The following is a 24,883-nucleotide window of genomic DNA, read 5'->3' as shown; positions in this document are numbered from 1 at the left end:
GAGGGTCCGGCCGGTGGGGGCACGGCCGACGGGGTCCGGCCGGTGGGGGCACGGCCGGTCTGTGGGGGGTGGGGCTCCGCCGGAGGGGTCAGAGGAGCCGGAAGTCCGCGATGCGGTGGCGGTGGAGCGCGGGGGAGTGGCGGAGGAGCAGCCGGGCGAGCCGTAACGCGTGGCCGACGGCCTCGATCTCGTCGGGGGCCTTGATGTACAGGGCGAGCCGGACCGACCGGTCGACGACCAGGGCCCGTGCGGAGTCGAAGTGCTCGTACGGACGGGCGACGCGGTGCAGCGTGTCGACGAGTGCGGTGGCGGACGGGGCCGGCGGGGGGTCGGCGTCCGGTGCGGGTTCGTCGTCCGGCGGTCTCATCGAGACGCCGATCAGATAGATGACGATCAGCCCCAGGAGAACCCGTTGTCGCTGGTGGGGCTCGGCGTCGGCGTCACCGTGACAGCGGCGTCCCCGGCGGTGGCGGTGGTCCCGGCGGGCGCCGAGGGGGCGGCGACGGCGACGGTCAGCGCGGCGACGGCGGGGACGAGCAGGGCGAGCACAGGGCGAGCGGAAAGCTGGGCGAAAGCGGCGAAACGGGCGGTGCTGGACATGGGGGACTGCCTTCCTGGCGTACGGGATCGGAGCTGTCGGGGAAGATCTCCCGGCGCCGCTCCCGGGCTGTGCCGGGCGGCTTCGACATGTCCAAGACTGGCCTGGCCGGGAGCCCCTGTCACCGGAGAACGACTGGCGCCAACCGCGTGGCCACTTGGAGCCACGCGGTGCGCGCGCGTTCCGCACGCCGCTGACCAGCGGCTTGACGGGACCGGTCACGTTCCTGCCAGGCGGAAGGTGCCGGGGGGTTACACGGGGGCCGGGGGCGGGTGCGATGCCGGGGGTAGGGGCGGGCGCGATGTCAGGGCCGTGGCCGTGGCCGGGGGCGGGAGCCGTGGGGCTGGTCCCTTCCCCCGTACGCCCCCGGAAACGCCGGACGGCCGCACCCCCGGAGGGTGCGGCCGTCGCGTCGGTGTGCGGGGCTCAGTCGTTGGGGCGCTTCAGGCGGGCCACGAACTTGTAGCGGTCGCCGCGGTAGACGGAGCGGACCCACTCCACCGGCTCGCCCTGGGCGTCCACGGAATGGCGGGAAAGCATCAGCATCGGAAGGCCGACGTCCGTACCGAGGAGCCCCGCCTCGCGCGGAGTGGCCAGGGAGGTCTCGATGGTCTCCTCGGCCTCCGCCAGGTGCACGTCGTACACCTCGGCGAGCGCGGTGTACAACGAGGTGTACTTCACAAGCGAACGGCGCAGGGCCGGGAACCGCTTCGCGGAGAGATGGGTGGTTTCGATCGCCATCGGCTCGCCGCTCGCGAGCCGCAGCCGCTCGATGCGGAGCACCCGTCCGCCGGCCGTGATGTCGAGCAGCCCGGCCAGGGTGTCGTCGGCCGTGACGTACCCGATGTCGAGCAGCTGCGAGGTGGGTTCGAGGCCCTGGGCGCGCATGTCCTCCGTGTAGGAGGTGAGTTGCAGCGCCTGGGAGACCTTGGGCTTGGCCACGAAGGTGCCCTTGCCCTGGATGCGTTCGAGGCGCCCCTCGACGACCAGCTCCTGAAGGGCCTGGCGCACGGTGGTCCGCGAGGTGTCGAACTCGGCGGCCAAGGTACGCTCGGGCGGGACGGGAGTGCCCGGTGGGAGCGTCTCTGTCATGTCGAGCAGATGTCGCTTCAGTCGGTAGTACTTGGGCACGCGCGCGGTACGGGTGGGTGTCCCGCCCTCCGTCTCCGTGCCGCCCGCGTCCGTGGCCATGGAATGCCTTCCCGGGTCCTGTGCTGTTGCCGTCACCGGCTCCTCCGTCTGTCGCGGCTCACATGGTGGCACGGACCGGTCACGGGTCGTCGCCCTCCCTCAGGTGTCGGTCCGATAACGGACGCGACTGCCCTTCTTATACACCCTTGACACCCCTAAAGGTCTAGGCCAAGCTCCGGGTACTGGTCTAAACCATTAAAGACCAGGTCCCAGCCCCACGAGCACTACCTGACGTATGTCTTCGCGCGGTGGGCAGGGGTTGCAGGCATCCCTGAGGAGGGTGGCGTGAAGCGTAAGCTCATTGCGGCGATCGGCGTCGCGGGCATGATGGTCTCCATCGCTGCGTGTGGTTCGGACAGTGACGGCAAGGGCAAGGAGGGCACCAAGCCTTCCGCCGGGGGCGACAAGACCCTGACCGTCTGGGTCATGGACGGTTCGGCTCCCGAGGCCTGGATGACCGAGGTGAACAAGGCCTTCGAGGCCAAGCACCCGGGCGTCAAGGTCAAGGTCGAGAGCCAGGTCTGGAACGGCATCCAGGAGAAGGTCACCACCGCCCTCTCCGAGGACACTCCGCCGGACGTTCTGGAGCTCGGCAACACCCAGACCGCGGGTTACGCGGTCACCGGCGGTCTGGCCGACCTGTCCGGCGACAAGGCCGCGCTCGGCTACGACGCCTGGAACAAGGGCATGGTCGCCTCCAACGAGCTGGACGGCAAGCTCTACTCGGCTCCGTGGTACGCCGCGAACCGCGTCGTCATCTACGACAAGGCCGCTTACAAGAAGGCCGGCGTCACCCCGCCGAAGACCCGCGCCGAGTGGATCGACGGCCTGAAGAAGCTCAAGGCTGCCGACCCGAAGTCGCAGGCCATCTACCTGCCGGGCCAGTCGTGGTACGTCCTCGCCGGTCTCATCTGGGACGAGGGCAGCGACCTGGCGGTCAAGGACGGCGACAAGTGGAAGGGCAACCTGTCCTCCCCCGAGGCCGTCAACGCCATGAACTTCTACAAGGAGCTGGCGGCCTTCTCGACCGCTCCCAAGGACAAGGACGAGGCGACCCCGCAGCAGTCCACCGACATCGTTCCCAAGGGCGGCGTGTCGTCCTGGATCGGTCTCGGCTGGGAGGCCGGCGGCGCCGTCGAGGCCATGAAGAAGGCCGGCAAGACCGCCGACTTCGGTTACTTCCCGATCCCGGGCAAGACGGCCGACAAGCCGGGCTCCGTCTTCCTCGGTGGCTCCAACCTCGCCATCGCCGAGCGTTCCAAGAACAAGGACCTCGCGAAGGAGTGGCTGGCGCTCGCCGCCGGCAAGGAGTACATGACGAAGTACGCCGCCGCCACCGAGGGCGCGCTGCTTCCGAACAGCGACGCCGCGCAGTTCAAGCCGGCCGCCGGTTCCTTCGCCGAGGCCATGGCCGCGTCGTCCGCCTCCGGCAAGGTCACCCCGGTCACCCCGGGCTGGGCCAACGTCGAGACCGCTCCGAACCCGATCAAGGACTTCATGACGAAGGTCCTGAAGGGCGAGGACGCCAAGAAGGCCGGCGAAGCCGCCGACAAGATCATCAACGAGCGCATCAACCAGCAGTAATCCGCAGCCCGGTGGTGCGGCCGGTTCCGCACCGGCCGCACCACCGGCGCTTTGCAGTGATCAGCGGCCCGCTCCCCCGGGCCGCGCCCCGGTGGGCGCGGGAGCCCCAGAACCGCGAGGAATAAGACCATGACCGTGGACTCCCAGGGGACGGCGACCGCCGGTCCCCAGGACGCGCCCGGGAGGGCGGCAGCGCAGTCCCAGACTCCGCCACCCCCTTCCGGCCCCAAGGAAGTCCTTCAGCCTTCGCGTGGCAGACGCTCCCTGCCCAGCGGGCTGCTGCCGTACCTGCTCGTCGCGCCCGCCCTGCTCTCCATGGCGGTGCTGCTGCTCTACCCGCTGATCCGCAATGTGATCCTCTCCTTCCAGAAGCTGGACCGGAAGGAGTTCATCACCCGCGAGACGGTCTGGACCGGGTTCGACAACTACACGGACCTCCTGAGCGATTCGCACTTCTGGGACGTCGCGCTGCGAAGCGTCGTCTTCACCGCGGTCAACGTCATCCTCATCATGGCGATCGGCACCGGCCTCGGCCTGCTGCTCAACCGCCTGGGCAAGAAGATGAGGCTCGTCCTCTCGCTGTCCCTGATGTTCGCCTGGGCCATGCCGATCGTCGCCTCCGTCACCGTCTTCCGCTGGCTCTTCGACGAGCAGTTCGGTGTCGTGAACTGGCTGATGCGCACCCTGGGCTTCTCCGGCTACGACCAGCACAACTGGTTCGAGACGGGCTTCTCCTCGCTCGTCATCATCCTGGTCCTGCTGGTCTGGGGCTCGGTGCCGTTCGTCGCCCTCAACATGTACGCCGGCCTGACCACCATCGGCACGGAGCTGTACGAGGCCGCGAAGATGGACGGCGCCAGTGGCTGGCGCACCTTCTGGGCCGTGGTCTTCCCGAACCTGAAGTCCTTCTTCATGATCACCACGTTCCTGGAGATCATCTGGATCTTCAAGGCGTTCGCCCAGGTCTACGCCATGAACGCGGGCGGTCCCGACCGAGGCTCCGAGACCCTCCCGGTCTACGCCTACATCGAAGGTGTCGGACAGTTCCACTACGGTGTCGCCGCCGCCATCTCCATCCTCACGATCGTGATGCTCATCGCGATCATGTCCTTCTACTTCCGCCTGATCCTGAAGCAGGAGGAGGAGCTGTGAGCACCACCACCCAGACGCCGCAGAAGCTGCGCACCCGCAAGCCGATCACGGTCGGCGCGGTCGTCAAGAACCTCAGCGCCCTCGTGATCGCGGTGGTGTTCGTCTTCCCGGTCTACTGGATGTTCTCGTCCTCGCTGAAGCCGCAGCACGAGATCATGACGAAGGACCCCGTCTTCTTCTTCACGCCGACGCTGGAGAACTACACGACGGCGACCGGTGTCGACCTCTTCTGGACGTTCGTCACCAACAGCCTCACGGTCACCATCGGTGCCGTCCTGCTGGCCCTGATCGTGGCCCTGGCGGCGAGCTTCGCGATCGCCCGTATCAAGTTCAAGGGCCGCAAGGGCATCGTCCTCATCGTGATGATGGCGCAGATGGCCCCCTGGGAGGTCATGGTCATCGCGATGTACATGATCTCCCGTGAGAACGACATGCTCAACAGCATTCCGATGCTCACGGCGATCTACTTCGTGATGGTCCTCCCCTTCACGATCTGGACCCTGCGCGGCTTCATCGCCGCCGTCCCGGTCGAGCTGGAGGAGGCGGCGCAGATCGACGGCTGCACCCGCGCCCAGGCGTTCCGCAAGGTGATCTTCCCGCTGCTCGCCCCCGGTCTGATGTCGACCTCGCTCTTCGGCTTCATCACCGCCTGGAACGAGTTCGCCATGATCCTCATGCTGAACAAGAACCAGGAGTCCCAGACGCTCACGCTCTGGCTCACCAAGTTCCAGACCGCGTTCGGCAGCGACTGGGGTGCCACCATGGCCGCCTCGACGCTCTTCGCGCTCCCCGTGCTCATCGTCTTCCTCTTCCTCCAGCGCAAGGCCGTCGGCGGCATGACCGCCGGCGCGGTGAAGGGATAACGGCTCCCATGACCACACTCGCACACGGCTCCGACACCCTGACCCGTGACGCGCTCACGGTGCTCCAGCCCGGGTTCGTCGGCACCACCGCCCCCGACTGGCTGCTCCGCCGCATCGGCGAGGGACTCTCCTCCGTCGGCCTCTTCGGCCGGAACGTCGAGAGCCCCGAGCAGCTCGCCGCGCTCACCGCCCAGCTCCGGGCCGAGCGCGACGACGTCCTCGTCGCCATCGACGAGGAGAGCGGCGACGTCACACGGCTTGAGGTCAAGCAGGGCTCCTCGTTCCCCGGCAACTACGCGCTGGGCAGCGTCGACGACGTCGAGCTGACCCGGGCCGTGGCCCGCGAGCTGGGCAGCCGGCTCGCCCGCTGCGGCATCGACCTCAACTGGGCCCCCTCGGCGGACGTCAACTCCAACGCCGAGAACCCGGTCATCGGCGTCCGGTCCTTCGGGGCCGACCCCGACCTGGTCGCCCGGCACACGGTGGCGTACGTCGACGGCCTCCAGGCGGTCGGTGTCGCGGCCTGCACCAAGCACTTCCCCGGGCACGGCGACACCAACGTCGACTCGCACGACGCGCTGCCCCGGATCGACGTGGACCTGGCCACGCTGCACGCCCGCGAGCTGGTGCCGTTCCGCGCGGCCATCGCCGCGGACACCAAGGCGGTCATGAGCGCGCACATCCTGCTCTCCGTGCTCGACCCGCACCGCCCGGCCACCCTGAGCCCGCAGATCCTCACCGGTCTGCTCCGCCAGGAACTGGGCTTCGAGGGCCTGATCGTCACCGACGGCATGGAGATGCAGGCCGTCGCGGCCACCTACGGCATCGAGCGCGGCTCCGTCCTCGCCATCGCCGCGGGCGCCGACGCCATCTGCGTCGGCGGCGGGCTCTGCGACGAGGGCACCGTGCTCCAGCTGCGGGACGCGCTGGTCAACGCGGTGAAGGCCGGAGAGCTGCCCGAGGAGCGGCTGGCCGACGCCGCGGCGCGGGTACGCGCCCTGGCGTCCTGGACCCAGGCGCACCGGGCGAAGGGGGCCGGATCGGTGTCGGGCGCGGCAGTGCAGGAGGGGACCGCGCCCGGCGCCGAGATCGGACTCGTCGCGGCCCGCAGGGCCCTGAAGGTGACGCGCGGGGAGCGGCCGTACACGCCGATGACCAGCGCCCCCTACGTGGCCGCCTTCACTCCCGTCGCGAACTTCGCGGTGGGCGACGAGACGCCCTGGGGCGTCGCGGCGGAGCTGGACCGGCTGCTGCCCGGCACGGAGACGGGCTCGTACTCCGAGTCCTCCGTGGACGCCGTCCTCGCCGCCGCAGGAGAGCGGCGGATCGTGGCGGTCGTCCGCGACCTCCACCGTCATCCCTGGATGACGGAGGCACTGGACGGGCTCGTCGCGGCCCGCCCCGACACGGTCGTGGTCGAGATGGGCCTGAACGAGGCGGAGCCCCGCGGGGCCCTGCACATCGCCACCCACGGTGCGGCCCGCGTCTGCGGCCGCGCCGCCGCCGAGGCGGTCGTCGGAACCGGCGCCTGACACCCGCTCCGACGTCCGTACGCGAAGGGGCCCGGCACCAGGAATGGTGCCGGGCCCCTTCGTCGTACGCGTCGCGGCGGTGAGGACGACGGGCGTCCGTACCGGCTAGATGCCCTGCCAGGAGGGCTTGCTGGCGAAGGTGTGGCGGAAGTAGTCCGCGAGCTTCAGCTTGGAGGCGGCGGCCTCGTCCACCACGACCGTGGCGTGCGGGTGCAGCTGGAGCGCGGAGGCCGGTACGAGCGCCGCCACGGGGCCCTCGACGGTCTGCGCGACGGCCTCGGCCTTGCCCTCGCCGGTGGCGAGCAGCACCAGGTGGCGGGCCTCCAGGATGGTGCCGATGCCCTGGGTGATGACGTGGTGCGGCACCTGCTCGATGTCGTTGTCGAAGAAGCGGGCGTTGTCCACGCGGGTCTGCTCGGTGAGCGTCTTGATCCGGGTGCGCGAGGCGAGGGAGGAGCACGGCTCGTTGAAGCCGATGTGCCCGTCGGTGCCGATGCCGAGGATCTGGAGGTCCACGCCGCCGGCGTCGGTCAGCGCCTTGTCGTAGGCCTCGCAGGCGGCCAGGACGTCCTCGGCGGAGCCGTCGGGGCCCATGAAGGAGTCCTCGGGGAGCCCGAGGGGTTCGACGACCTGCCGGAGCACGGTGGAGCGGTACGACTCGGGGTGGCCCGCGGGCAGCCCGACGTACTCGTCCAGCTGGGCGATCCGGGCCCGCGAGGCGTCGACCGAACCGGCCTTGACCTGGGCGACGAGGGCGTCGTAGATGGGCAGCGGAGTCGAGCCCGTGGCCACGCCGAGCAGCGCGTCGGGCTTGCGGCGCAGGAGCCCGGCGATGCCGTCCGCGATGAGTTCCCCGCCCGCCTTGGCGTCCTTGACGATGACAACTTCCACGCTGTGCCTGCCGATCTGGTGAGGGGCTGGTGAAGGGTCGTGTGGTATAGACCAATCCAAGGGCAAATCTAGCAGAGGAGGCCCCTTTCCCCCTATGCCGTTCCGTCCCCCGGACGCCCTCCCCACCCCCCATCGTCGGCCGCCCGGGTCCCCCCAGCCACTCGAACCCCGCAGCCCCCTTGAGGGCGCGCCTGAGAGGCCCCTCGCGGGGCTGTGGCGTGACGGGGAGAGAAGGGGGAGCGGGGCTTCGCGCGGATGGCGCGGGAACGGCCCCGGAAAGACCCGCGGGCCGCGGCGCCTGACGGGACCCTCAGCCCGCCCGGCACCGCAGCCCGGAGTTGCGCCGGCCGGGGGTGTGCGGTCCCTCGGCCGTTGTGGGAGGTCTCGGCGCAGTCAGGGCAGAGAGCGCCGGGTACCTCGTTCCACCCTCCTGTGCGGGGAGGATGGAGGCTCTGTTGCGTTCATTGTGGACTAGACCATTCTTCCCTGTCCATCCACGGGAGCGCGGTCTTTCCCGGCCCATACTCCAGCACGGAGCCCGGGAGATCCAGGTTCACCGCCCCTTTGTTCCGCGGGTACGCTCGCACCGTGCCCTCCATGAACGACCTCGTGCGCCAGCACACCGCCCTGAGCGACTCCGACCTTGAGTGGCTCCACCTGCTGGTTTCGGAGTGGCAGCTGCTCTCCGACCTGTCCTTCGCCGACCTCGTCCTCTGGGTCCCCACCCTCGACGGCACGCGGTACGTCTCCGTCGCGCAGATGCGGCCGAACACCGGCCCCACCTCCTACCAGGACGACATGGTCGGCCACCTGGTGCCGCGCGGACGCCGCCCGCTCCTCGACGCCGCCCTCGACGAGGGCCGGATCGTCCGCGAGGGCGACCCGGAGTGGCGCGAGGAGGTCCCGGTGCGGGTCGAGTCCATCCCCGTACGCCGGGAGGGCCGGGTCCTCGGCGTCATCGCCCGGAACACCAACCTGCTCACCGTCCGCACCCCCTCCCGACTGGAGCTGACGTATCTCCAGTCGGCCTCCGACCTCGCCCAGATGATCGCCGCCGGGACCTTCCCCTTCCCCGGCGAGCAGGTCGACATGGACTCCTCGCCCCGAGCGGGCGACGGGCTCGTCCGCATGGACGCCGAGGGCATCGTCCAGTACGCCTCGCCCAACGCCCTCTCCGCCTACCACCGCCTCGGTCTCGCCGCCGACCTGGTGGGCCAGCACCTCGGCCGGATCACCGCCGAACTCGCCCCCTCCCGGGGCCCGGTGGACGAAGCCCTGGTCACCCTCGCCTCCGGCTACGCGCCCCGGGAGTTCGAGGTCGAGGGCAACAGTGGGGTGATCCAGCTCCGGGCCATCCCGCTCAAGCCCAAGGGCACCCGGATCGGTTCGCTGGTCCTGCTCAGGGACGTCACCGAACTGCGCCGCCGCGAGCGCGAGTTGATCACCAAGGACGCCACCATCCGGGAGATCCACCACCGGGTGAAGAACAACCTCCAGACGGTGGCCGCCCTGCTGCGCCTCCAGTCGCGCCGGATGGACTCCGCACGGGGCCGCGAGGCCCTCGACGAAGCCGTACGGCGCGTCGGTTCGATCGCGATCGTCCATGAGACGCTGTCCCAGAACCTGGACGAGCGCGTCGAGTTCGACGAGATCGCCGACCGGGTGATCGCGATGGTCGCCGAGATCTCCCCGGGCCGGGTCACCTGCCGGCGCAACGGGCGTTTCGGCATTCTCGACGCGGAGGTGGCGACGCCGCTCTCCATGGTCCTCACCGAAATCCTCCAGAACGCCCTGGAGCACGCCTTCGCGCCCGGCGACGAGGGAACGGTCGAAGTCACGGCCGTGCGCGGCGAATCCAGGGCCGACGCCCGGCTTCTGATCACGATTCAGGATGACGGTCGCGGACTGCCCGAGGGATTCGATCCCCAGCGCGCCGGAAATCTCGGTCTTCAGATCGTACGAACCCTGGTGGAAGGGGAGTTGGGCGGTTCCTTCGACATGCTCCCGGGTTCGGAAGGCGGCACGAAGGTGGTCCTCGACATTCCCGTGCACCCGCAGAAGTGAGCGCCCTGGGAAGAGGAATCCGTCACGGACGGTGAATAGCCCGTGACAAAAGCAGCGAGCCCCGGACCGAAGTGAATTCGGTCCGGGGCTCGAATGCTGTGGGTTACTGCTGCGCGCTGCGGCTCGAATGCGGTGAATGCATACGCGATGTATGCGCCGCTCGCCTCAGGCTGTCGGTGGGCGTCAGGCGCTGGCGTTACGCGCCCGGTTGCGAGCGGCACGGCGCTTCATCGCGCGGCGCTCGTCCTCGCTGAGGCCACCCCAGACGCCGGAGTCCTGGCCGGACTCAAGCGCCCACTGCAGGCACTGCTCCATGACGGGGCAGCGGCGGCAGACGGCCTTGGCTTCCTCGATCTGCAGCAGCGCAGGACCGGTGTTGCCGATGGGGAAGAACAGCTCGGGGTCTTCCTCACGACAAACGGCGTTGTGACGCCAGTCCATGGCTGCTACCTCTCTTGGTATTACATGCGGGTTGCTTGTGAATGTGAACGCTTTCACGAATCCCCCCGCAAGGGAAGGGCCGACTGCCAGATGAACTGGTGTGGTCCTAAGACTGAGGAGGGGTTCTGGCTCTCAGTGGAGGCCGGTCTTGCGGGCCGTCCCGATCGCCAAGAAGAGACTCGCAAACCTCGGCAGCGGATACAACCCCTTCCGGAAAGTTTTTTTTGATTCCTCGGTGTCGGCTAGGTCACAGCCGTACTTCTAAGGGGTGGATGCGCGCCTAAACGTTCGAGTGAAAGGACTTTGGGCCCTTCTACTCACACAATCACACGCAGTGCATGGCGTACGCCTGTGAACGTCACGCTCGTACGCAGTCCGAGGTGGTCGCCGTCCATCTGGAGGGGGAGGGGCGCCTTCGAATGCAAGGTGAAGTCGGTGAGGTCGTGAAGGGGTACCGCGTGCTTGCCGCGAGGGCCCCGTTCCGGGGTCGAAGTGAGCAGCTGGGTGGCGTACCGGGCCACCGCCGGAGTGGACAGACGCCGCAGTCCGAGCACGTCGAGCGCGGTTTCGAAGGACGCCTCCGGGGACGCGTACACCGGACGATTGCCCAGGTAGGTCCAGGGGGAGGTGTTGCAGATTATGGAAAGGACCAAGTCCTCCACCGGCTCGGCGCCGGGGCGCTCCAGGGTGATCGTCCCGTGCCGGCGGTTCGGCTCCTCCAGGAACTGGCGCACCACCTGACGCAGATAGAGCGCGTGCGTCGAACGCTTCCCGCGCTCCCGCTGCTGTTCGACCCGGCCGATCACGCTGGCGTCGAATCCGAGCCCCGCGCAGAAGGTGAACCAGCGGCCGGGGACGGACTCGTCCTCCGTGCCGGGAGTCCCCGAGGCGTAGCCCAGGCTCACCGTGCGTGCCCGGCGCTCACGCAGCGCGTCGAGCAGGGCGCCGGTCGCCTCCACGGCGTCGTTCGGCAGACCGAGCGCGCGGGCGAAGACGTTCGTCGAGCCGCCGGGGACCACCGCGAGGCTCGGCAGCCGCTCCGGTTCGGGCCCGCCGTGCAGCAGTCCGTTGACGACCTCGTTGACCGTGCCGTCGCCGCCGAGCGCCACCACGAGGTCGATGTTCCCCGAGTCGGCCGCCTGCCGTCCCAGGTCGCGCGCGTGCCCCCGGTACTCGGTGCTGACGGCCTCCAGCTTCATCTCGCTCGCGAGCGCGTGGATGAGGACGTCACGGGTGCGGGCACTGGTGGTGGTGGCTGCCGGGTTGACCACGAGAAGTGCGCGCATGACCGCCAGGGTACCTACCCGGCGGTACATGTTTCAGCCCGGCCCGGCCCCCGGACGCCTCCCGCCCGGCCTCGGCCGTCCCTTCCGGACCCTGCCCGGCCCACGCCGCCCGGCACCGCACCTCGCCGCGTTGTCGAGGCACCCGGGTACGTCCAGTACGCGGCAGCCTCTCCGCCTTGCGATGCACGGCACCGGAGGACGCGGGCCTGACCGGCAGGATCCGAAGGAGACGACCCGGGCCGCCCCGCTCCGCCCGCCCCGATCCCGCTACCCTGCCCTGTATGAGCAGCACGGAGCAGACCCCCCGCCCCACCCGACTCACCGCCGCTGCGGCCGTGGCCGGCATCGAGGGACTCGGGCTCCTGGCCGGCGGGATCTTCATGCTGGTGCACGCCCTGACCTCGGGCTCCGGCGACCTCCTCGGCGCCGTCGTGGGCGCCCTGACCGTCGTCGCGCTCGGTCTGATCCCGCTCGCCGCCGCCCGGGGCCTGTGGCTGCTGCGCTCCTGGAGCCGGGGCCCGGCCGTGATCACCCAGATCCTCGCGCTGCCGGTCGCCTGGCAGATGCTCCAGACCCCCGGGGTGATCCCGGCCGGCATCCTCCTCGCCGTCCTGGCCGTCGGCGGACTCGTCCTCCTGGTGAACCCGGCCACGACGGAGGCACTCGGCATCCGCAGGCCGGGCCAGGACGCCCCCTGAGGCCCGTCCGGGGCCCTCGGGCCCCGGACCCCGCTACTCCTCGACGAGCAGCTTCTCCCGCAGCTGCGCCAGGGTCCTGGCCAGCAGCCGGGAGACGTGCATCTGGGAGATGCCCACTTCCTGCGCGATCTGCGACTGCGTCATGTTCCCGAAGAAACGCAGCAGCAGGATCCGCTTCTCCCGGGGCGGCAGGTCCTCCAGGAGGGGCTTCAGGGACTCGCGGTACTCGACCCCCTCCAGGGCCTCGTCCTCGGCGCCGAGCGTGTCCGCGACGGCGGGCGACTCGTCGTCGGTGTCCGGGACGTCCAGGGAGAGCGTCGAGTAGGCGTTCGCCGATTCGAGCCCTTCGAGAACCTCCTCCTCCGAGATCCCGAGCCGCTCCGCCAGCTCGTGCACGGTCGGCGAGCGCCCGTGCTGCTGGGACAGCTCCGCCGTCGCCGTGGTCAGCGAGAGCCGCAGCTCCTGAAGCCTGCGCGGCACCCGGACCGCCCAGCCCTTGTCACGGAAGTGGCGCTTGATCTCGCCGACGACCGTCGGGGTCGCGTACGTCGAGAACTCGACACCGCGCTCCGGGTCGAACCGGTCGACCGACTTGATCAGACCGATCGTGGCCACCTGTGTCAGGTCGTCCAGTGGCTCGCCCCGGTTGCGGAACCGCCGGGCCAGGTGCTCCACCAGCGGCAGATGCATCCGGACCAGCCGATTGCGCAGCTCGGCCTTCTCCGGGGACCCCTCGGGCAGCTCGCGCAGCGTGACGAACAGCGCACGGGCGCCGCTCCGGTCGTGCGGGTCCGGCGCGCCGGACCCGTCGGCGGGGGCGGCGTGGTCGGCGCCCCCGGCGTGGCCGGAGCCGTCGGCGTCCTCGCCCTCCGTGTCGTCGTCGGCGGCACCGCCCCCGGGCGCGCCCGCGTCCGTCGCCCGCACCGGCTCCGCGCCCGCGGGGCCCCGGGGGGTCTCGGAGACGCCCGGCGTCTCGGGAACCTCGTGGTGCTGCTCGTGCTCGCTCATCTGGTCCGCCCGCTCCGTAGCGACCTCATGCGGCCGCGCCTGCTGCTGAGGGATGCCGGCCGTCGCGTCCCCGCTCCTCACGCCGGGCCTGGCCCCGCGCCGCGCTGTTTGTACAGGCTGATCGAGACCGTACGGTCGTCCGCCACGGACGATTCCACCTTTCCGGCCAGCGCCGACAGCACCGTCCAGGCGAAGGTGTCCCGCTCGGGTGCCCGGCCGTCCGTCGTCGGGGCGGAGACGGTCACGTCGAGGGCGTCGTCGACCAGCCGGAAGACGCAGCTGAGGACGGAGCCCGGCACGGCTTGCTGGAGCAGGATGGCGCAGGCCTCGTCGACCGCGATCCGCAAGTCCTCGATCTCGTCGAGGGTGAAGTCCAAGCGCGCCGCGAGACCGGCCGTGGCCGTACGCAGCACGGACAGGTAGGCACCCGCAGCCGGCAGCCGGACTTCCACGAAGTCCTGGGTCCCGGGCTCGCCTGTGATCTGGGACACCCTCACCTCCAAGGTGGCACAAGCTCGTTCGGGGTCCGGGGGGAGAGGCCCCGGACCGGGCGGTGCGCAGGGGCTGCGCAGTCCGCCGTGACGCTATCGCGATCCGTCCCGCCGTGTCGCCGCGATCCCGCCTCCCCCGTCACCGATCGTCACCCATGGTAGGTCCATGGGTGCGGACGGTGGAGGGGGGTGGGCGGAAGCCTGAACCGGGCGACCGGGGGAGGGGTGACGTACCCAGCGGGAAGCCGGGCGAACCGTCGAACGCCGGAATCACCGGACGGCTGAATCACCGGATGGCGGTACGGGCCGGGGCGGCCGGAGGGGCGTACGGCCGCCCCTGGCCGGTCACCGTCGGTCGACCACCGCCGGTCGACCGCTCCTCAGACGATCGTCCCTCGGCCGACCGTCCCTCGGCCGACCCGCTCCTCAGACGATCGTCAGGTCGGCGTAGCACCAGCGCCAGGCCTCGCCCGGCTCGAACGAACGCATCAGCGGGTGACCGGTCGCGCTGTAGTGCCCCGTCGCGTGCCGTCCCACCGAGGAGTCGCAGCAGCCGACGTGCCCACAGCTCAGACAGAGCCGCAGCTGCACCGGGTTGGTCCCGTTGGCGAGGCACTCCGGGCAGGTCGCGGACAGAGGCACCGGCTCGGGGCGCGGCATTTCGGCAACGTGCGAACACTCGCTCATGATGGCCAGGTTACGTCGAGGCACGGGACGAGGACGGGCATGGACGCACTCCAGCTGGTGGCACTGGTGGCGGCGAGCGCCGCCGTCGCGGGGTTCGCGCGCAGGACCCCGGTCCCCGCCCCGCTGCTCCTGGTCGCCGTCGGTCTCGTCGCCTCGTACCTCCCGGGGATGCCCGACTACACGCTCGACCCGCACATCGTGCTGCCGTTGATCCTGCCCCCGCTCCTCTACACGGCCGCCGTCGAGTCCTCGTATCTCGACCTGCGGGCCAACATCCGGCCCGTCGCCCTGCTCTCCGTCGGGTACGTCCTGTTCGCCACCGTGGCCGTGGGCTGGCTCGCGTACGTCCTCGTCCCCGATCTGCCGCTGACCGCCGCCCTCGTGCTCGGCGCGGTCGTCGCCCCGCCCGACGCGGTCGCCGCCACCGCCATCGCCCGCAAGCTCGGGCTGCCCAACCGGATCACCACCATCCTCCAGGGCGAGTCCCTGGTGAACGACGCCACCGCCATCACCGCCTACAAGGTCGCCCTCGCTGCGGCCGTCGGCGAGGGAGTGAGCTGGGCGGGCGGCATCGGGGAGTTCGCCCTCGCGGCCCTCGGCGGCATCGGCGTCGGCCTGCTCCTCCAGCTTCCGATCCACTGGCTCCGCCGTCATCTGCGCGACTCCCTCCTCCAGAACACCCTCTCCCTCCTCATCCCCTTCATCGCCTACGCGGCGGCCGAGGAGGTCGGCGCCTCCGGAGTCCTCGCCGTCGTCGTGGTCGGCCTCTTCCTCGGCCACCACGCCTGGCAAGTCGACTTCGCGACCCGGCTCCAGGAGGAGGCCGTCTGGAAGATGGTCGCCTTCGTCCTGGAGTCCGCCGTCTTCGCCCTGATCGGCCTCCAGCTGCCGTACGTCGTCGAGGGGCTCGGCCCGTACGGCATCGGGGAGGCGGCCGGATACGCGGTCGGGGTCTTCGTCGCCGTCGTCCTCGTCCGCTTCGTCTGGGTCTACCCGGCGACCTTCCTGCCCCGGCTCTCCGCCCGGATCCGGGCCCGCGAACCGGGGGTGGACTGGCGGGCGCCGCTCGTCGTCGGCTGGGCCGGCATGCGCGGAGTGGTCTCCCTCGCCATCGCCTTCTCCATCCCGGTCGTCGCCGCGGGGGAGGCGTTCCCCGCCCGCAACCTCGTCCTCTTCCTCACCTTCACCACCGTCATCGGCACCCTCGTGGTCCAGGGCCTGACCCTGCCGCCGCTCATCCGCCTCCTGAGGCTTCCCGGCCGGGACCGGCGCGCGGAGACCCTCGCCGAGGCCCAGGCGCAGAGCGAGGCCTCGCGGGCGGCGGAGGAACGTCTCGACGTGCTCCTCGCCGACCCGCGCAACGCCCTGCCGCAGCCCCTCGCCGACCGGCTGCGGACCGTCCTGGAGCGGCGCCGCAACGCGGTCTGGGAGCGGCTCGGCGCCGTCGACGAGACCACGGGGGAGACCGCCGACGACACCTACCGACGGCTCTCGCGGGAGATGATCGACGCCGAGCGGGAGGTCTTCGTCCGGTTGCGCGACGAACGCCGGATCGACGACGAGATGATGCGTACGCTGCTCCGCAGGCTGGACCTGGAGGAGGCGGCCGGGTACCGGGAGGAGATCGACTGACGCCCGGGGCGGGCCAGGGGCGAGAGGCCCTGGTCACGCGGGCGGCCGGGTCCGGCGGACCCGGCCGGGACCGGGTCTCAGTACGCGTCCCTGCCGCCCGTCACCACCGCCGCGAGGCGGGTCCCTGGCGGAAACGCGCCTTCCTCCGCCAGAGTCGTCAGACAGTGCAGCATTTTGGCCACATAGAGCCGCTCGATGGCGAGTCCGTGCCGTTCCTCGAAGTCGTGTGTGAACGCGTCGAGATCGGGGGAGGTGCGCGCGTACCCCCCGCCGTGGAACCGCTCGTCCAGCGTCCAGTCGCCGCGCGGCCCGCCGAACGCCGCCTCCTGGAGGGCCCGTACCTCCCTGCCCAGGAAACCGCCCCTGAGGACCGGAACGCCCAGCGCCCGCTGCCCCGGGGCGAGACCGGCCGCCAGACCCGCGAGGGTGCCTCCGGTGCCGCAGGCGACCGCCACGACGTCGGAGGCCCCGGCCAGCTCCCGGCCCAGCTCCACGCACCCGCGGACCGCGAGCGCGTTGCTGCCGCCCTCCGGGACCACGTAGGCGTCCGCGGGCGCGTACTCCAGGAGCCGGGCGAGGACCGCCGGGTCGTTCTTCGCCCGGTACGTGCTCCGGTCCACGAACTCCAGCCGCATCCCGTCCGCCGCGCAGCCCGCGAGCGAGGGGTTGAGGGGCCGCCCGGCCAGTTCGTCGCCGCGCACGATCCCCACCGTGGGGAAGCCGAGCAGCCGCCCGGCGGCGGCCGTCGCCCGCAGATGGTGGGAGTAGGCACCGCCGAACGTCAGCACGGGCCGCCCGGCCGCCGCCTCCAGGTTGAGCGCGAGTTTGCGCCACTTGTTGCCCGGCAGTTCGGGATGGATGAGGTCGTCCCGCTTGAGCAGCAGGGTGAGCCCGCGCCGGGCGAAGCGCTCGTCCCCCAGCGGCACGAGGGGAGAGGGGAGCCGGGGCCGCAGAAGGGCGAGGTCGAGCGCGTTCACCCGCCCATTGTCCCGGCCTGCGCGCGCGTACGGACGGGGGCCCTGGACGGGCGCGGCCCGGACACGCACGCGCGCGGGCCACGGGGGCCCGCGCGCGTGCGTGGTGGGGCGAAAGGCGGAGTCCACCTTATTTATTGTGAAAATCGGGGGCCCGCGCGCGCGTGGTGTGGCCCCGGGCCCGGGTACGCGCGCGTGGGGGAGTCGAGGGGAGTCGGTACGGCCCGGGTACGCGCGCGTGGCCCGGCCGTTCTCTCAGCGCAGGTATTCGGCGACGGCCGAGCGCAGGGAGCCCATCGTGAATCCCTTCGGGTCGACCTTCCCCGGCTGCCACTCCAGATGCCCGATCACCGAGCGGTGCGACCAGCCGTGCGCCCGGCACAGCGCGGCCGCCGCCTTCGCGATGGCGTCCAGCTGCACCTTGGGCCAGGGGTCCTCGCCGTCCCCGAGGTTCTCGCACTCGAAGCCGTAGAAGTACCGGTTGCCGTCGGTGGTGGCGGTGTTGTCCGGCGGCAGTCCCTGCTCGGCGATGACCGCGCGGAGCACGTCGGCGTCGCCGAGCCCGGCGTGGTTGGCGCGCCCGTACCCGACGAGGTGGACCGTGCCGTCCTTGGCGATCACCCCGTGGCAGAGCGGCCCCGGCAGGGCCTCGTAGCCCTCCCGGCAGATCCGGACGGTGTTCGTGGTGCCGCGGGTGACGGTGTGGTGGATCATCACCCCGTGCACCGGCCCCCAAGGGCCCTTCTGGTTGCGGTTGTGGGTGGACCAGTCGCCGACCTGGACGACCGTGAGGCCCTCGGCGCGCAGGACTTCGAGGAACCTGCTCGCGGTGATGGGTACGGACATGACCGACTCCCTTCGGAGGACGGGTGTGCTTCCGGTTGACCGGAAGTTCCGGAGTACCGGAGTCCGTTCGCGGTGGCCATCCGTTCGGGCGGTGTGCGAGCCGATCCGGACAGGTGCTGGTGGGGCGGATGAGGCTCGCTGTTCGGATGGAAATCACGGGACATGCCCCGAAGTCCGTCGAACAGTCCCACCCGAATGTGTAATGGCGTCAACACACTCCGTACTGAAAAGCTTTCGTCTCGCAGCCCAGTCACACGAGAGGGAGTTCCATGTCCGTTGGTTCGGTTGGCGACGAGATGCTCGCGGAGCAGCAGGCGCCGCAGCAGAGTCTCGGTACCGCCGCCGCCCGGAACCTGGCCTCGACCACCAAGTCGGCGCCGCAGATGCAGGAGATCACCTCCCGGTGGCTGCTGCGGGCGCTGCCCTGGGTCCAGGTGCAGGGCGGCACGTACCGGGTGAACCGCAGGCTCAGCTACTCCGTGGGGGACGGGCGGGTCACCTTCGTCCAGACCGGGGAGCGAGTCGCGGTCATCCCCGCCGAACTCGGCGAGCTTCCCGCCCTGCGCGGCTACGAGGACGAGGAGGCCCTCGCCGAGCTGGCCGCCCGCTGCCGCCAGCGGGCGTACGCGCCGGGCGAGGTGATCGCCGCCGCGGGCGCGTCGAGCGACCGGGTCCACCTCCTCGCCCACGGCCGGGTCGAGCAGGTCGGCGAGGGGCCGTACGGCGACGAGGCCGTGCTCGGGGTCCTCGCCGACGGCTCCTACTTCGGCGAGGCGTCCCTCGTCGACGGGGACGCCCGCTGGGAGTGGACCGCCCGCGCCGCCACCGCCTGTACGGTCCTGGAGCTGACCCGGGACGACGTGCGGAGCCTCGCGGCCCGCGTCGGCTCGCTCGCCTCCCATCTGGCGACCGTGGCCGACCGGCCCGATCAGCGGACCAACTCCCACGGCGAGGCCGAGATCGAGCTTTCCGCCGGTCATGTCGGCGAGCCCGTCGTCCCGCACACCTTCGTCGACTACGAGGCCTCGCCCCGCGAGTACGAGCTGAGCATCGCCCAGACCGTGCTGAAGGTCCACACCCGCGTCGCCGACCTGTACAACAAGCCGATGAACCAGACCGAGCAGCAGTTGCGGCTCACGGTCGAGGCGCTCCGCGAGCGTCAGGAGCACGAGCTGGTCAACCACCGGGAGTTCGGTCTCCTCGCCAACTGCGACTACGGACAGCGCATCCAGCCGCACGCGGGCGTCCCCGCCCCCGACGACCTGGACGAGCTGCTCTCCCTGCGCCGGGGCTCCCGTCTCTTCCTCGCCCATCCGCGGGCCATCGCCGCCCTCGGCCGCGAGATCAACAAGCGCGGTCTGGTGCCCGAGACGATCGACGTCGACGGCACCCGCATCCTGACCTGGCGCGGTGTGCCGGTCTATCCCTGCGACAAGATCCCGGTCACCGACGTCGGCACCACCTCGATCATCTGCATGCGTACCGGCGAGACCGACCAGGGGGTGATCGGGCTGCGGCAGACCGGCCTCCCGGACGAGGTCGAGCCCGGTCTCTCGGTCCGTTTCATGGGGATGGACGAGCAGGCGATCACCTCGTACCTGGTCACCGCCTACTACTCGGCGGCGGTCCTCGTCCCCGACGCGCTCGGTGTCCTGGAGAACGTCGAGGTCGGCCGCCGGCGCTGAGCCGACGGCGTCCCGGGGCGGGGGTACGGCCCCCGCCCCGGGACGCTCCGGTTCGGCGCCGCGCAGCCCGCCACGGAGAAACGAAGGAAGTGACCGTGACCATGGCCAGCGCGGATGCCGCCACCGACGGTCAGGGGGCCGTCCGGCTCCTGGACCGGACGCGGACCGCTGTCAATCCCCAACTGCGCTCGACCGTCGAGACCCTGCCCGGGTCGATGCGGCGGGTCGCGATGTACCACTTCGGCTGGGAGCACGCCGACGGCACTCCGGCGGCGGAGCAGCCGGGCAAGGCGATCCGGCCCGCCCTGGTCCTCGCCGCGGCCCGTGCGCTCGGCGCGGAGGAGACCCAGGCCGTGAAGGCGGCCGCCGCCGTCGAGCTGGCGCACAACTTCACCCTGCTCCACGACGACATCGTCGACGAGGACGTGACCCGCAGACACCGGCCCACCGCCTGGACCGTCTTCGGCGTCCCGGACGCGCTGATCGCCGGTGACGCGATGAGCGCCCTCGCCCTGCGGCTGCTCGCCGAGGACCCGCACCCCGCCTCGGCCGCCGCCTCCGCCCGGCTCGCCGCCTGCGTCATCGAGCTGTGCGCCGGACAGCAGGCCGACTGCGCCCTGGAGCGGCGCGGACCGCGCGAGGTCACCCTCGACGAGTGCCTGGCCATGGCCACGGCGAAGACCGGCGCGCTGCTCGGCGTCTCCTGCGCCATCGGCGCGCTCTACGCGGGCGCGGGCGAGGAGGAGGTCACCGCCCTCGATTCCTTCGGCCGCGAGGCGGGTCTCGCCTTCCAGCTGATCGACGACCTCATCGGGATCTGGGGCGACCCGGACCGTACGGGGAAACCGGCCGGGGCCGATCTGGTCGCCCACAAGAAGTCGCTGCCCGTGGTGGCGGCGCTGACCTCGGGGACCCCGGCGGGGGAGGAGCTGGCGGAGATCTACGCCCGCCCGGACCTGGACGAGACGGCGGTACGGGCGGCGGCGGACGCGGTCGAGCGGGCCGGGGGCCGCGACTGGGCGCAGGCCCAGGCCGCCGAGCGGATGGGCCGCGCCGTGGAGCATCTGGCACGGGCGGTCCCCGACCCGGAGGCGGCGGGCGATCTGCTGGCCCTGGCGGAGTACGTCACCCGCCGTACCCGCTGACGGGAGTGCGGCGGGCGCCCCGGCGGCTCGGGCCGGGGCCCGCCGCCGGGGCCGGTCCCGTACGAGGGCCCCAGCTCACCCCTCCGGGACGAGACGGGTGACGACGGTGTCGATCAGCTCGTCCAGCTCCCGGTCGCCGTGCAGCTCCGGGACCGTGAAGTGGTCGAACAGCAGCCCGGTGAGGGCGAAGTAGAGCAGTCGGACGGTGTCCGCGTCGCCGGGCATGCCCGCGTCGAGATGGGTCCGGACGTTCAGGTCGAGGTCGGAGCGGAGCACCTTGGCGAGCTGGGTGCGCAGCCCGGGGCGGCGTACGGCTTCGAGGCGCAGTTCGAAGAGGCCCAGGTAGCAGGTGCGTTCGGCGGCGAGCCGACGGGCGGCCCGGCGCATCAGCTCGGCGACCACTTTCCTGCCGGGGCTCGCGAGCAGGGCGAAGTCCGGGGAGTCGGCGGGCGGGGTCAGCCGTACGAAGATCCGGTCGGCGACCTGGGAGAGCAGCAGGTCCCGGTCGCGGAAGTAGTTGGACGCGGTGCCCGTGGGGACCCCCGCCCGGACGTCGACCGCGCGGAAGGTCAGACCGCGGGCGCCTTCGTCCGCCAGCACCTCGATCGCGGCGTCGAGCAGGGCCGTACGGCGCTCGGGGTTTCTCGCCATGTCGGGCGTACTCCTCTTCTGGAAAGTTCCCCTCGGAAAAAGGGACTTGCGCAACCACTACACCTGAAGCACTATAGCTGTCGTGGTTGCGGTCGCGGCCATGATCCCAGGAGGAAGAGGACCGGCTTGCGCAAGCTGACGTACTACATCGCCTGCACCATCGACGGCTTCATCGGCGACCCCGAGGGCGACGCCACCTCCATGTTCGGGTTCCTGGACCCCGAGTACCTGGAGTTCATGAACGCGGAGTACCCCGAGACCGTCCCCGCCCACGGGCGCGAGGCCTTCGGGGTCGACGGGGAGAACCGGCACTTCGACACCGTCGTCCAGGGGATGCGCTCCTACCGGCTCGCCCTGGACATCGGCGTCACCAGCCCGTACGGCCACCTGCGCGAGTATGTCGCCACCCGCTCGCTCGCCGAGTCGCCCCACCCCGACGTGGAGCTGATCGCCGACGACCTCGTCGGCCGGATCCGCGAGCTCAAGGCCGAGGACGGCCCCCTGGGCATCTACCTCTGCGGCGGCTCCGTCATCGCGGGCGAGCTGATCGAGGAGATCGACGAGCTGATCATCAAGACCTATCCGCAGGTCTACGGCACTGGCATGCCGATGTTCGGCGCGGACTTCGAACCCCGCGACTTCACCCTCGGCGCGGTGCGCGTCTTCGGCAACGGCGTCCTCGTCCGTACGTACACCAGGAAGCGCCCGGACCCGAGCGACGGGTAGCGGCGACGGACGCGCGGGGTCCGACGGGGCGGCCTACCCTGGATCCATGGGCGAGAACGTGCTCCGCACGACACGGGACCCCCGGACCGAGCCCCCGTGCCCGGCCTGCGGGCGCCCGCGCGGCACGATGGCCACCCGGCACAAGGTCCTCGGGGCCTGGGTGCCGGAGTGGGAGGCGCGCCCCTGCGGAAACCCGGACTGCCCCCTCCACGCGGGCCCCGGAGGCACGGGTGCGGAAGCCGCGAGCGCGCAGGTCACCGGCACAAACGGCGAGACCGGGAGAAGCCGGACCGGAAGGTGACCGGACGCGCGCCGGAGCAGGCCATGCCGCTACAGTCCGCGCATGTCATCGGAGTCGTCGGAATCGACGGAAATCTGGACCGGCTGGTACCGGGACCGCAGCGGCGCGGAAGCGATCGTCATCACGGCCGACGGGCGGCAGGTCGCCACCCGGATCAGGGGAATCACGTACACGGGCGAGAGCTTCGCCGCGCTCAGCGCGCCCGACGAGGGCGGTGCGCCCCTCACCGGCTGCGTCCTGGAATGGGACCTGCCGCTGCCCGTCGTCATGGACGGCGAGACCCAACACGCCACCCTGAGCTGTCTGCTGACGCTCGGCGAGCGCGCGGACCTCAGCCTGACGCTGCACTGCGGCGGAGCGGCCTTCGAGGCATGCGTCGCCGGAGGTGATTTCGAGGGAGCGCTCGCACGGGTCCGCGGCCAGCTCCCGCCGGGCGCGGACTTCGCCCGGGGGCTGTTGCAGACGGCCTGAAAGGCCCCGGGGCGGCGGGCTCCGGGCGGGAACGACAGGTGCGGCGGCGCCCCGGGGAGGGGGCGCCGCCGCTTCCCGCTCAGGGCCGGATCAACCCTTTCCGCTCAGGGTCGGATCAAGCCTTTCTCACTCAGGGCCGGATCAGCCCTTGAAGGCGGAGGCCAGCCCGTACTGCCACAGCTGGTTGACGCGGGCGCGCTCCGCCGCGTTCGGCTGCGAGTTCTGGCAGGACGTGCCGGGGCCGCCGCCGGACATCAGCTCACTGCACGGACCGGTGTAGTGGTCCGGCAGGCCGAGGACGTGCCCGGTCTCGTGGGCGGTCACCCGGACGGAGTTGTACTGCTGGTTCTGCCGGTAGTCGAGGAAGACGTAGCCGGCGCCGTGTCCGTCGGTGCTCGCGTACGAGCCGCGGGAGTCGTTGCCCTCGTAGTACGCGAAGTCGGGGTTGCTGCCCTCGACGAGGCGTACGTTCGCCACCGAGCTGTTCCATATCTGGGCGGAGCTGGCGATCTGGGAGCGGAAGCTCGGCGCGTTGGCGGCGCTGTAGACGACGGTGACGGCGGCCGTGCCCGGGGTGGCGGCGCGCTTCTTCGCCACCGACTTCATGACGGCGTCGAAGAACGCCTTGTTGGCCTTGGCCTCCGCCGCCGAACCGGTGTACCCGACGGTGACGTTGTCGGCCGGGGCCGTGTTCACCGCAGCCGCGGGGGCCGCGCCGAGGGAGGCGGCGAGACCGAGACCGAGGGCGGCGGTCAGTACGGAGGTGAGGACCTTGGGGTGACGCATGGGGGGCTCCTCCTGTTTGGGGTCGGAGCGAGTGTGGGGGGAGCCGGGGCGCGCGCGGATGATGTCAGCCCCTGATAGCCCCACCGCATCACCCGCCCCAAATTTGCGCCAACTGCCTTGAAATCAAAGGCGATTGGAGGGTTCCGGGCGTCTGGTGCGACTCAGGGAGCCGTCCTACCCTCGGGGCATGGAGCTGGAGGTGAGACACCTGCGGGCGCTCTGCGCCATCGCGGACACGGGCAGCTTGCACAAGGCGGCCCGGCAACTGGGCATGACACAACCCTCGTTGACCACCCAGCTGCGCCGCATCGAGAACTCCCTGGGCGCCGAGCTGTTCTCCCGGGGGCGCACGGGCTGCCGCCCCACCCCGCTCGGCCGTTCCCTGCTCAGCCGGGCGCGCCCGCTCGTCGCCGACATGGCCGCGCTGGTCACCGAGACCCGCGCCGCGGCCGCCAGCGCCGACGGCCCCGGGCTGCGTGTCGGCTCCACCGCGAGCCGGGCGCTCCCGGGCTGGCTGCGCGGGCTGCGCCGACGGCTGCCGGGCGCCGAGGTCGGCCTCCGGATGGACGTCTCGGCGAACGCGCTGCTGCGCACGGTGGCCGCGGGGCAGTTGGACGTGGCCTTCGTCCACGAGGTGGAGGGCAGTCCCTTACGGGTGCCCGAAGGGATCAAGGGGCGGGTGCTGGTCGCGCGGGAACCGCAGTTCATCTCCATGGCCCGCGACCACCCGGCGGCCGCCCGCCCCGTCGTGGACCTCGCCGAACTGGCCACCGACCACTGGATGGTCGACCCGACCGTGGACGGCGAATGGGACGGCCTGCGCCGGGTCCTGGGCGCGGCGGGCATCGACCCTCCGCTGCTGCACGGCGACTACCACACGGCCGCGTCGATGGTCGTCCTCGGCGAAGCCGTCGCCCCCTGCCAGCCGACTTCGGGCCCCCGCGACGACATGGCCATCCGCCCCCTGCGCGGCGACCCCCTGGCGGTCCGCCTGATGCTGTACGCCCGCCCCGGCGTCCCCCTGGACCTCGCGTACGCGGAACTGGCCGACGCCTACCGGGAGGTGGCCCTCGGCGCGGCCCCGTACCGCGAGTGGCTGCGCCGACGGGGGGCGGAGGGGTGGGTGGGGTCGTTGCTGATGACGGCGTGAGGTGGGGGTGGGTCGGGGGAGGCGCGTGGT

At 71.2% G+C, this 24,883-nt stretch carries 26 protein-coding genes; 13 read left to right on the top strand and 13 right to left on the bottom strand.

Translation table 11 applies throughout. The features are described from left to right. Positions 1-88 precede the first annotated feature (88 nt). From BU197_RS03110 to BU197_RS03100, 3 genes are all read right to left on the bottom strand, one after another. Entirely contained in the window at positions 89-367 is a 279-nt protein-coding gene (locus tag BU197_RS03110) for a hypothetical protein (RefSeq protein ID WP_188266602.1), read from the bottom strand. 26 nt (positions 368-393) lie between these two features. Continuing rightward, positions 394-600 (bottom strand): hypothetical protein, encoded by a 207-nt coding sequence (locus BU197_RS03105; protein ID WP_188266601.1) that lies wholly within the window; start codon positions 598-600, stop codon positions 394-396. A gap of 424 nt (positions 601-1,024) precedes the next feature. After that, a complete protein-coding gene (locus BU197_RS03100) occupies positions 1,025-1,789 on the bottom strand; it encodes a GntR family transcriptional regulator (RefSeq protein WP_188266600.1) in 765 nt (254 codons plus the stop codon). A 285-nt stretch (positions 1,790-2,074) separates the two neighbouring features. On the opposite strand from BU197_RS03100, the gene BU197_RS03095 reads away from it, so the two are divergent. From BU197_RS03095 to BU197_RS03080, 4 genes are all read left to right on the top strand, one after another. After that, the gene (locus tag BU197_RS03095; protein ID WP_188266599.1) at positions 2,075-3,373 is read left to right on the top strand and encodes an extracellular solute-binding protein; all 1,299 of its coding nucleotides are present in this window, start codon (positions 2,075-2,077) and stop codon (positions 3,371-3,373) included. A 129-nt stretch (positions 3,374-3,502) separates the two neighbouring features. After that, positions 3,503-4,525 carry a carbohydrate ABC transporter permease gene (locus BU197_RS03090; protein ID WP_188266598.1) on the top strand — a complete coding sequence of 341 codons (1,023 nt, stop codon included), beginning with the start codon at positions 3,503-3,505 and terminating at the stop codon, positions 4,523-4,525. After that, positions 4,522-5,388 (top strand): carbohydrate ABC transporter permease, encoded by an 867-nt coding sequence (locus BU197_RS03085; RefSeq protein WP_411158432.1) that lies wholly within the window; start codon positions 4,522-4,524, stop codon positions 5,386-5,388. Before BU197_RS03090 ends, BU197_RS03085 begins: the two co-directional genes overlap by 4 nt. 8 nt (positions 5,389-5,396) lie before the next feature. Further along, positions 5,397-6,920 (top strand): glycoside hydrolase family 3 protein, encoded by a 1,524-nt coding sequence (locus BU197_RS03080; RefSeq protein ID WP_188266597.1) that lies wholly within the window; start codon positions 5,397-5,399, stop codon positions 6,918-6,920. A gap of 105 nt (positions 6,921-7,025) precedes the next feature. Here BU197_RS03080 and nagB read toward each other — a convergent pair whose 3' ends face one another. Then, positions 7,026-7,811 (bottom strand): glucosamine-6-phosphate deaminase, encoded by a 786-nt coding sequence (gene nagB / locus BU197_RS03075; RefSeq protein WP_188266596.1) that lies wholly within the window; start codon positions 7,809-7,811, stop codon positions 7,026-7,028. A gap of 597 nt (positions 7,812-8,408) precedes the next feature. Here nagB and BU197_RS03070 point away from each other — a divergent pair. Further along, positions 8,409-9,875: a sensor histidine kinase gene (locus tag BU197_RS03070; RefSeq protein ID WP_188266595.1), complete on the top strand. Its 1,467-nt coding sequence runs from the start codon at positions 8,409-8,411 to the stop codon at positions 9,873-9,875. A 183-nt stretch (positions 9,876-10,058) separates the two neighbouring features. Here BU197_RS03070 and BU197_RS03065 read toward each other — a convergent pair whose 3' ends face one another. Together BU197_RS03065 and BU197_RS03060 are read right to left on the bottom strand one after the other, a co-directional pair. Further along, positions 10,059-10,316, bottom strand: a complete 258-nt coding sequence (locus BU197_RS03065) for a WhiB family transcriptional regulator (protein ID WP_003953983.1) — start codon at positions 10,314-10,316, stop codon at positions 10,059-10,061. A gap of 317 nt (positions 10,317-10,633) precedes the next feature. Next, on the bottom strand, positions 10,634-11,602 hold the full coding sequence (locus tag BU197_RS03060; protein ID WP_188266594.1) for a diacylglycerol/lipid kinase family protein: 969 nt from the start codon (positions 11,600-11,602) through the stop codon (positions 10,634-10,636). A 281-nt stretch (positions 11,603-11,883) separates the two neighbouring features. Between BU197_RS03060 and BU197_RS03055 the strand changes: the two genes are divergently transcribed. Then, a complete protein-coding gene (locus BU197_RS03055) occupies positions 11,884-12,300 on the top strand; it encodes a hypothetical protein (protein ID WP_188266593.1) in 417 nt (138 codons plus the stop codon). A 33-nt stretch (positions 12,301-12,333) separates the two neighbouring features. Here BU197_RS03055 and BU197_RS03050 read toward each other — a convergent pair whose 3' ends face one another. The 3 genes from BU197_RS03050 to BU197_RS03040 form a co-directional block, all read right to left on the bottom strand. Beyond that, entirely contained in the window at positions 12,334-13,389 is a 1,056-nt protein-coding gene (locus tag BU197_RS03050) for an RNA polymerase sigma factor SigF (protein WP_411158431.1), read from the bottom strand. After that, the gene (locus tag BU197_RS03045) at positions 13,386-13,799 is read right to left on the bottom strand and encodes an anti-sigma regulatory factor (protein WP_188266650.1); all 414 of its coding nucleotides are present in this window, start codon (positions 13,797-13,799) and stop codon (positions 13,386-13,388) included. The genes BU197_RS03050 and BU197_RS03045 overlap by 4 nt, the downstream gene beginning before the upstream one ends. A gap of 426 nt (positions 13,800-14,225) precedes the next feature. Beyond that, positions 14,226-14,486, bottom strand: a complete 261-nt coding sequence (locus BU197_RS03040) for a UBP-type zinc finger domain-containing protein (RefSeq protein WP_188266592.1) — start codon at positions 14,484-14,486, stop codon at positions 14,226-14,228. Positions 14,487-14,525: 39 nt separating this feature from the next. Between BU197_RS03040 and BU197_RS03035 the strand changes: the two genes are divergently transcribed. Next, positions 14,526-16,118: a Na+/H+ antiporter gene (locus tag BU197_RS03035; RefSeq protein ID WP_188266591.1), complete on the top strand. Its 1,593-nt coding sequence runs from the start codon at positions 14,526-14,528 to the stop codon at positions 16,116-16,118. A 77-nt stretch (positions 16,119-16,195) separates the two neighbouring features. On the opposite strand, the gene BU197_RS03030 is transcribed toward BU197_RS03035, so the two are convergent. Both BU197_RS03030 and BU197_RS03025 read right to left on the bottom strand, forming a co-directional pair. Then, entirely contained in the window at positions 16,196-17,095 is a 900-nt protein-coding gene (locus BU197_RS03030) for a 1-aminocyclopropane-1-carboxylate deaminase/D-cysteine desulfhydrase (RefSeq protein ID WP_188266590.1), read from the bottom strand. A 252-nt stretch (positions 17,096-17,347) separates the two neighbouring features. Beyond that, on the bottom strand, positions 17,348-17,938 hold the full coding sequence (locus BU197_RS03025) for an N-acetylmuramoyl-L-alanine amidase (protein WP_188266589.1): 591 nt from the start codon (positions 17,936-17,938) through the stop codon (positions 17,348-17,350). A gap of 269 nt (positions 17,939-18,207) precedes the next feature. Between BU197_RS03025 and BU197_RS03020 the strand changes: the two genes are divergently transcribed. Together BU197_RS03020 and BU197_RS03015 are read left to right on the top strand one after the other, a co-directional pair. Beyond that, positions 18,208-19,623: a family 2B encapsulin nanocompartment shell protein gene (locus BU197_RS03020; protein WP_188266588.1), complete on the top strand. Its 1,416-nt coding sequence runs from the start codon at positions 18,208-18,210 to the stop codon at positions 19,621-19,623. Positions 19,624-19,724: 101 nt separating this feature from the next. Continuing rightward, a complete protein-coding gene (locus BU197_RS03015) occupies positions 19,725-20,768 on the top strand; it encodes a family 2 encapsulin nanocompartment cargo protein polyprenyl transferase (RefSeq protein WP_188266648.1) in 1,044 nt (347 codons plus the stop codon). 75 nt (positions 20,769-20,843) lie between these two features. Here the strand turns inward: BU197_RS03015 and BU197_RS03010 are convergent, their stop codons facing one another. Next, positions 20,844-21,419 carry a TetR/AcrR family transcriptional regulator gene (locus tag BU197_RS03010; RefSeq protein WP_188266587.1) on the bottom strand — a complete coding sequence of 192 codons (576 nt, stop codon included), beginning with the start codon at positions 21,417-21,419 and terminating at the stop codon, positions 20,844-20,846. A gap of 126 nt (positions 21,420-21,545) precedes the next feature. On the opposite strand from BU197_RS03010, the gene BU197_RS03005 reads away from it, so the two are divergent. From BU197_RS03005 to BU197_RS02995, 3 genes are read left to right on the top strand one after another with little or no spacing between them, the layout of a single operon-like run. Next, the gene (locus BU197_RS03005) at positions 21,546-22,145 is read left to right on the top strand and encodes a dihydrofolate reductase family protein (protein ID WP_188266586.1); all 600 of its coding nucleotides are present in this window, start codon (positions 21,546-21,548) and stop codon (positions 22,143-22,145) included. 46 nt (positions 22,146-22,191) lie between these two features. Next, positions 22,192-22,446, top strand: a complete 255-nt coding sequence (locus BU197_RS03000) for a hypothetical protein (RefSeq protein ID WP_188266585.1) — start codon at positions 22,192-22,194, stop codon at positions 22,444-22,446. A gap of 42 nt (positions 22,447-22,488) precedes the next feature. Then, positions 22,489-22,917, top strand: coding sequence for a DUF6304 family protein (locus tag BU197_RS02995; RefSeq protein ID WP_188266584.1), 429 nt, complete (start codon positions 22,489-22,491; stop codon positions 22,915-22,917). Between the two features lie 141 nt (positions 22,918-23,058). Here the strand turns inward: BU197_RS02995 and snpA are convergent, their stop codons facing one another. Next, positions 23,059-23,703: a snapalysin gene (gene snpA, locus BU197_RS02990; protein WP_188266583.1), complete on the bottom strand. Its 645-nt coding sequence runs from the start codon at positions 23,701-23,703 to the stop codon at positions 23,059-23,061. Between the two features lie 187 nt (positions 23,704-23,890). Between snpA and BU197_RS02985 the strand changes: the two genes are divergently transcribed. Continuing rightward, positions 23,891-24,853, top strand: a complete 963-nt coding sequence (locus BU197_RS02985) for a LysR family transcriptional regulator (RefSeq protein WP_188266582.1) — start codon at positions 23,891-23,893, stop codon at positions 24,851-24,853. Positions 24,854-24,883: the final 30 nt, after the last annotated feature.

The sequence above is a fragment of the Streptomyces sp. CBMA291 genome, from assembly GCF_014596525.1.
Classification (GTDB): Bacteria; Actinomycetota; Actinomycetes; order Streptomycetales; family Streptomycetaceae; genus Streptomyces.
Note: the sequence above shows the minus strand (reverse complement) of the source record. Positions and strands in the feature narration are given on the sequence as shown.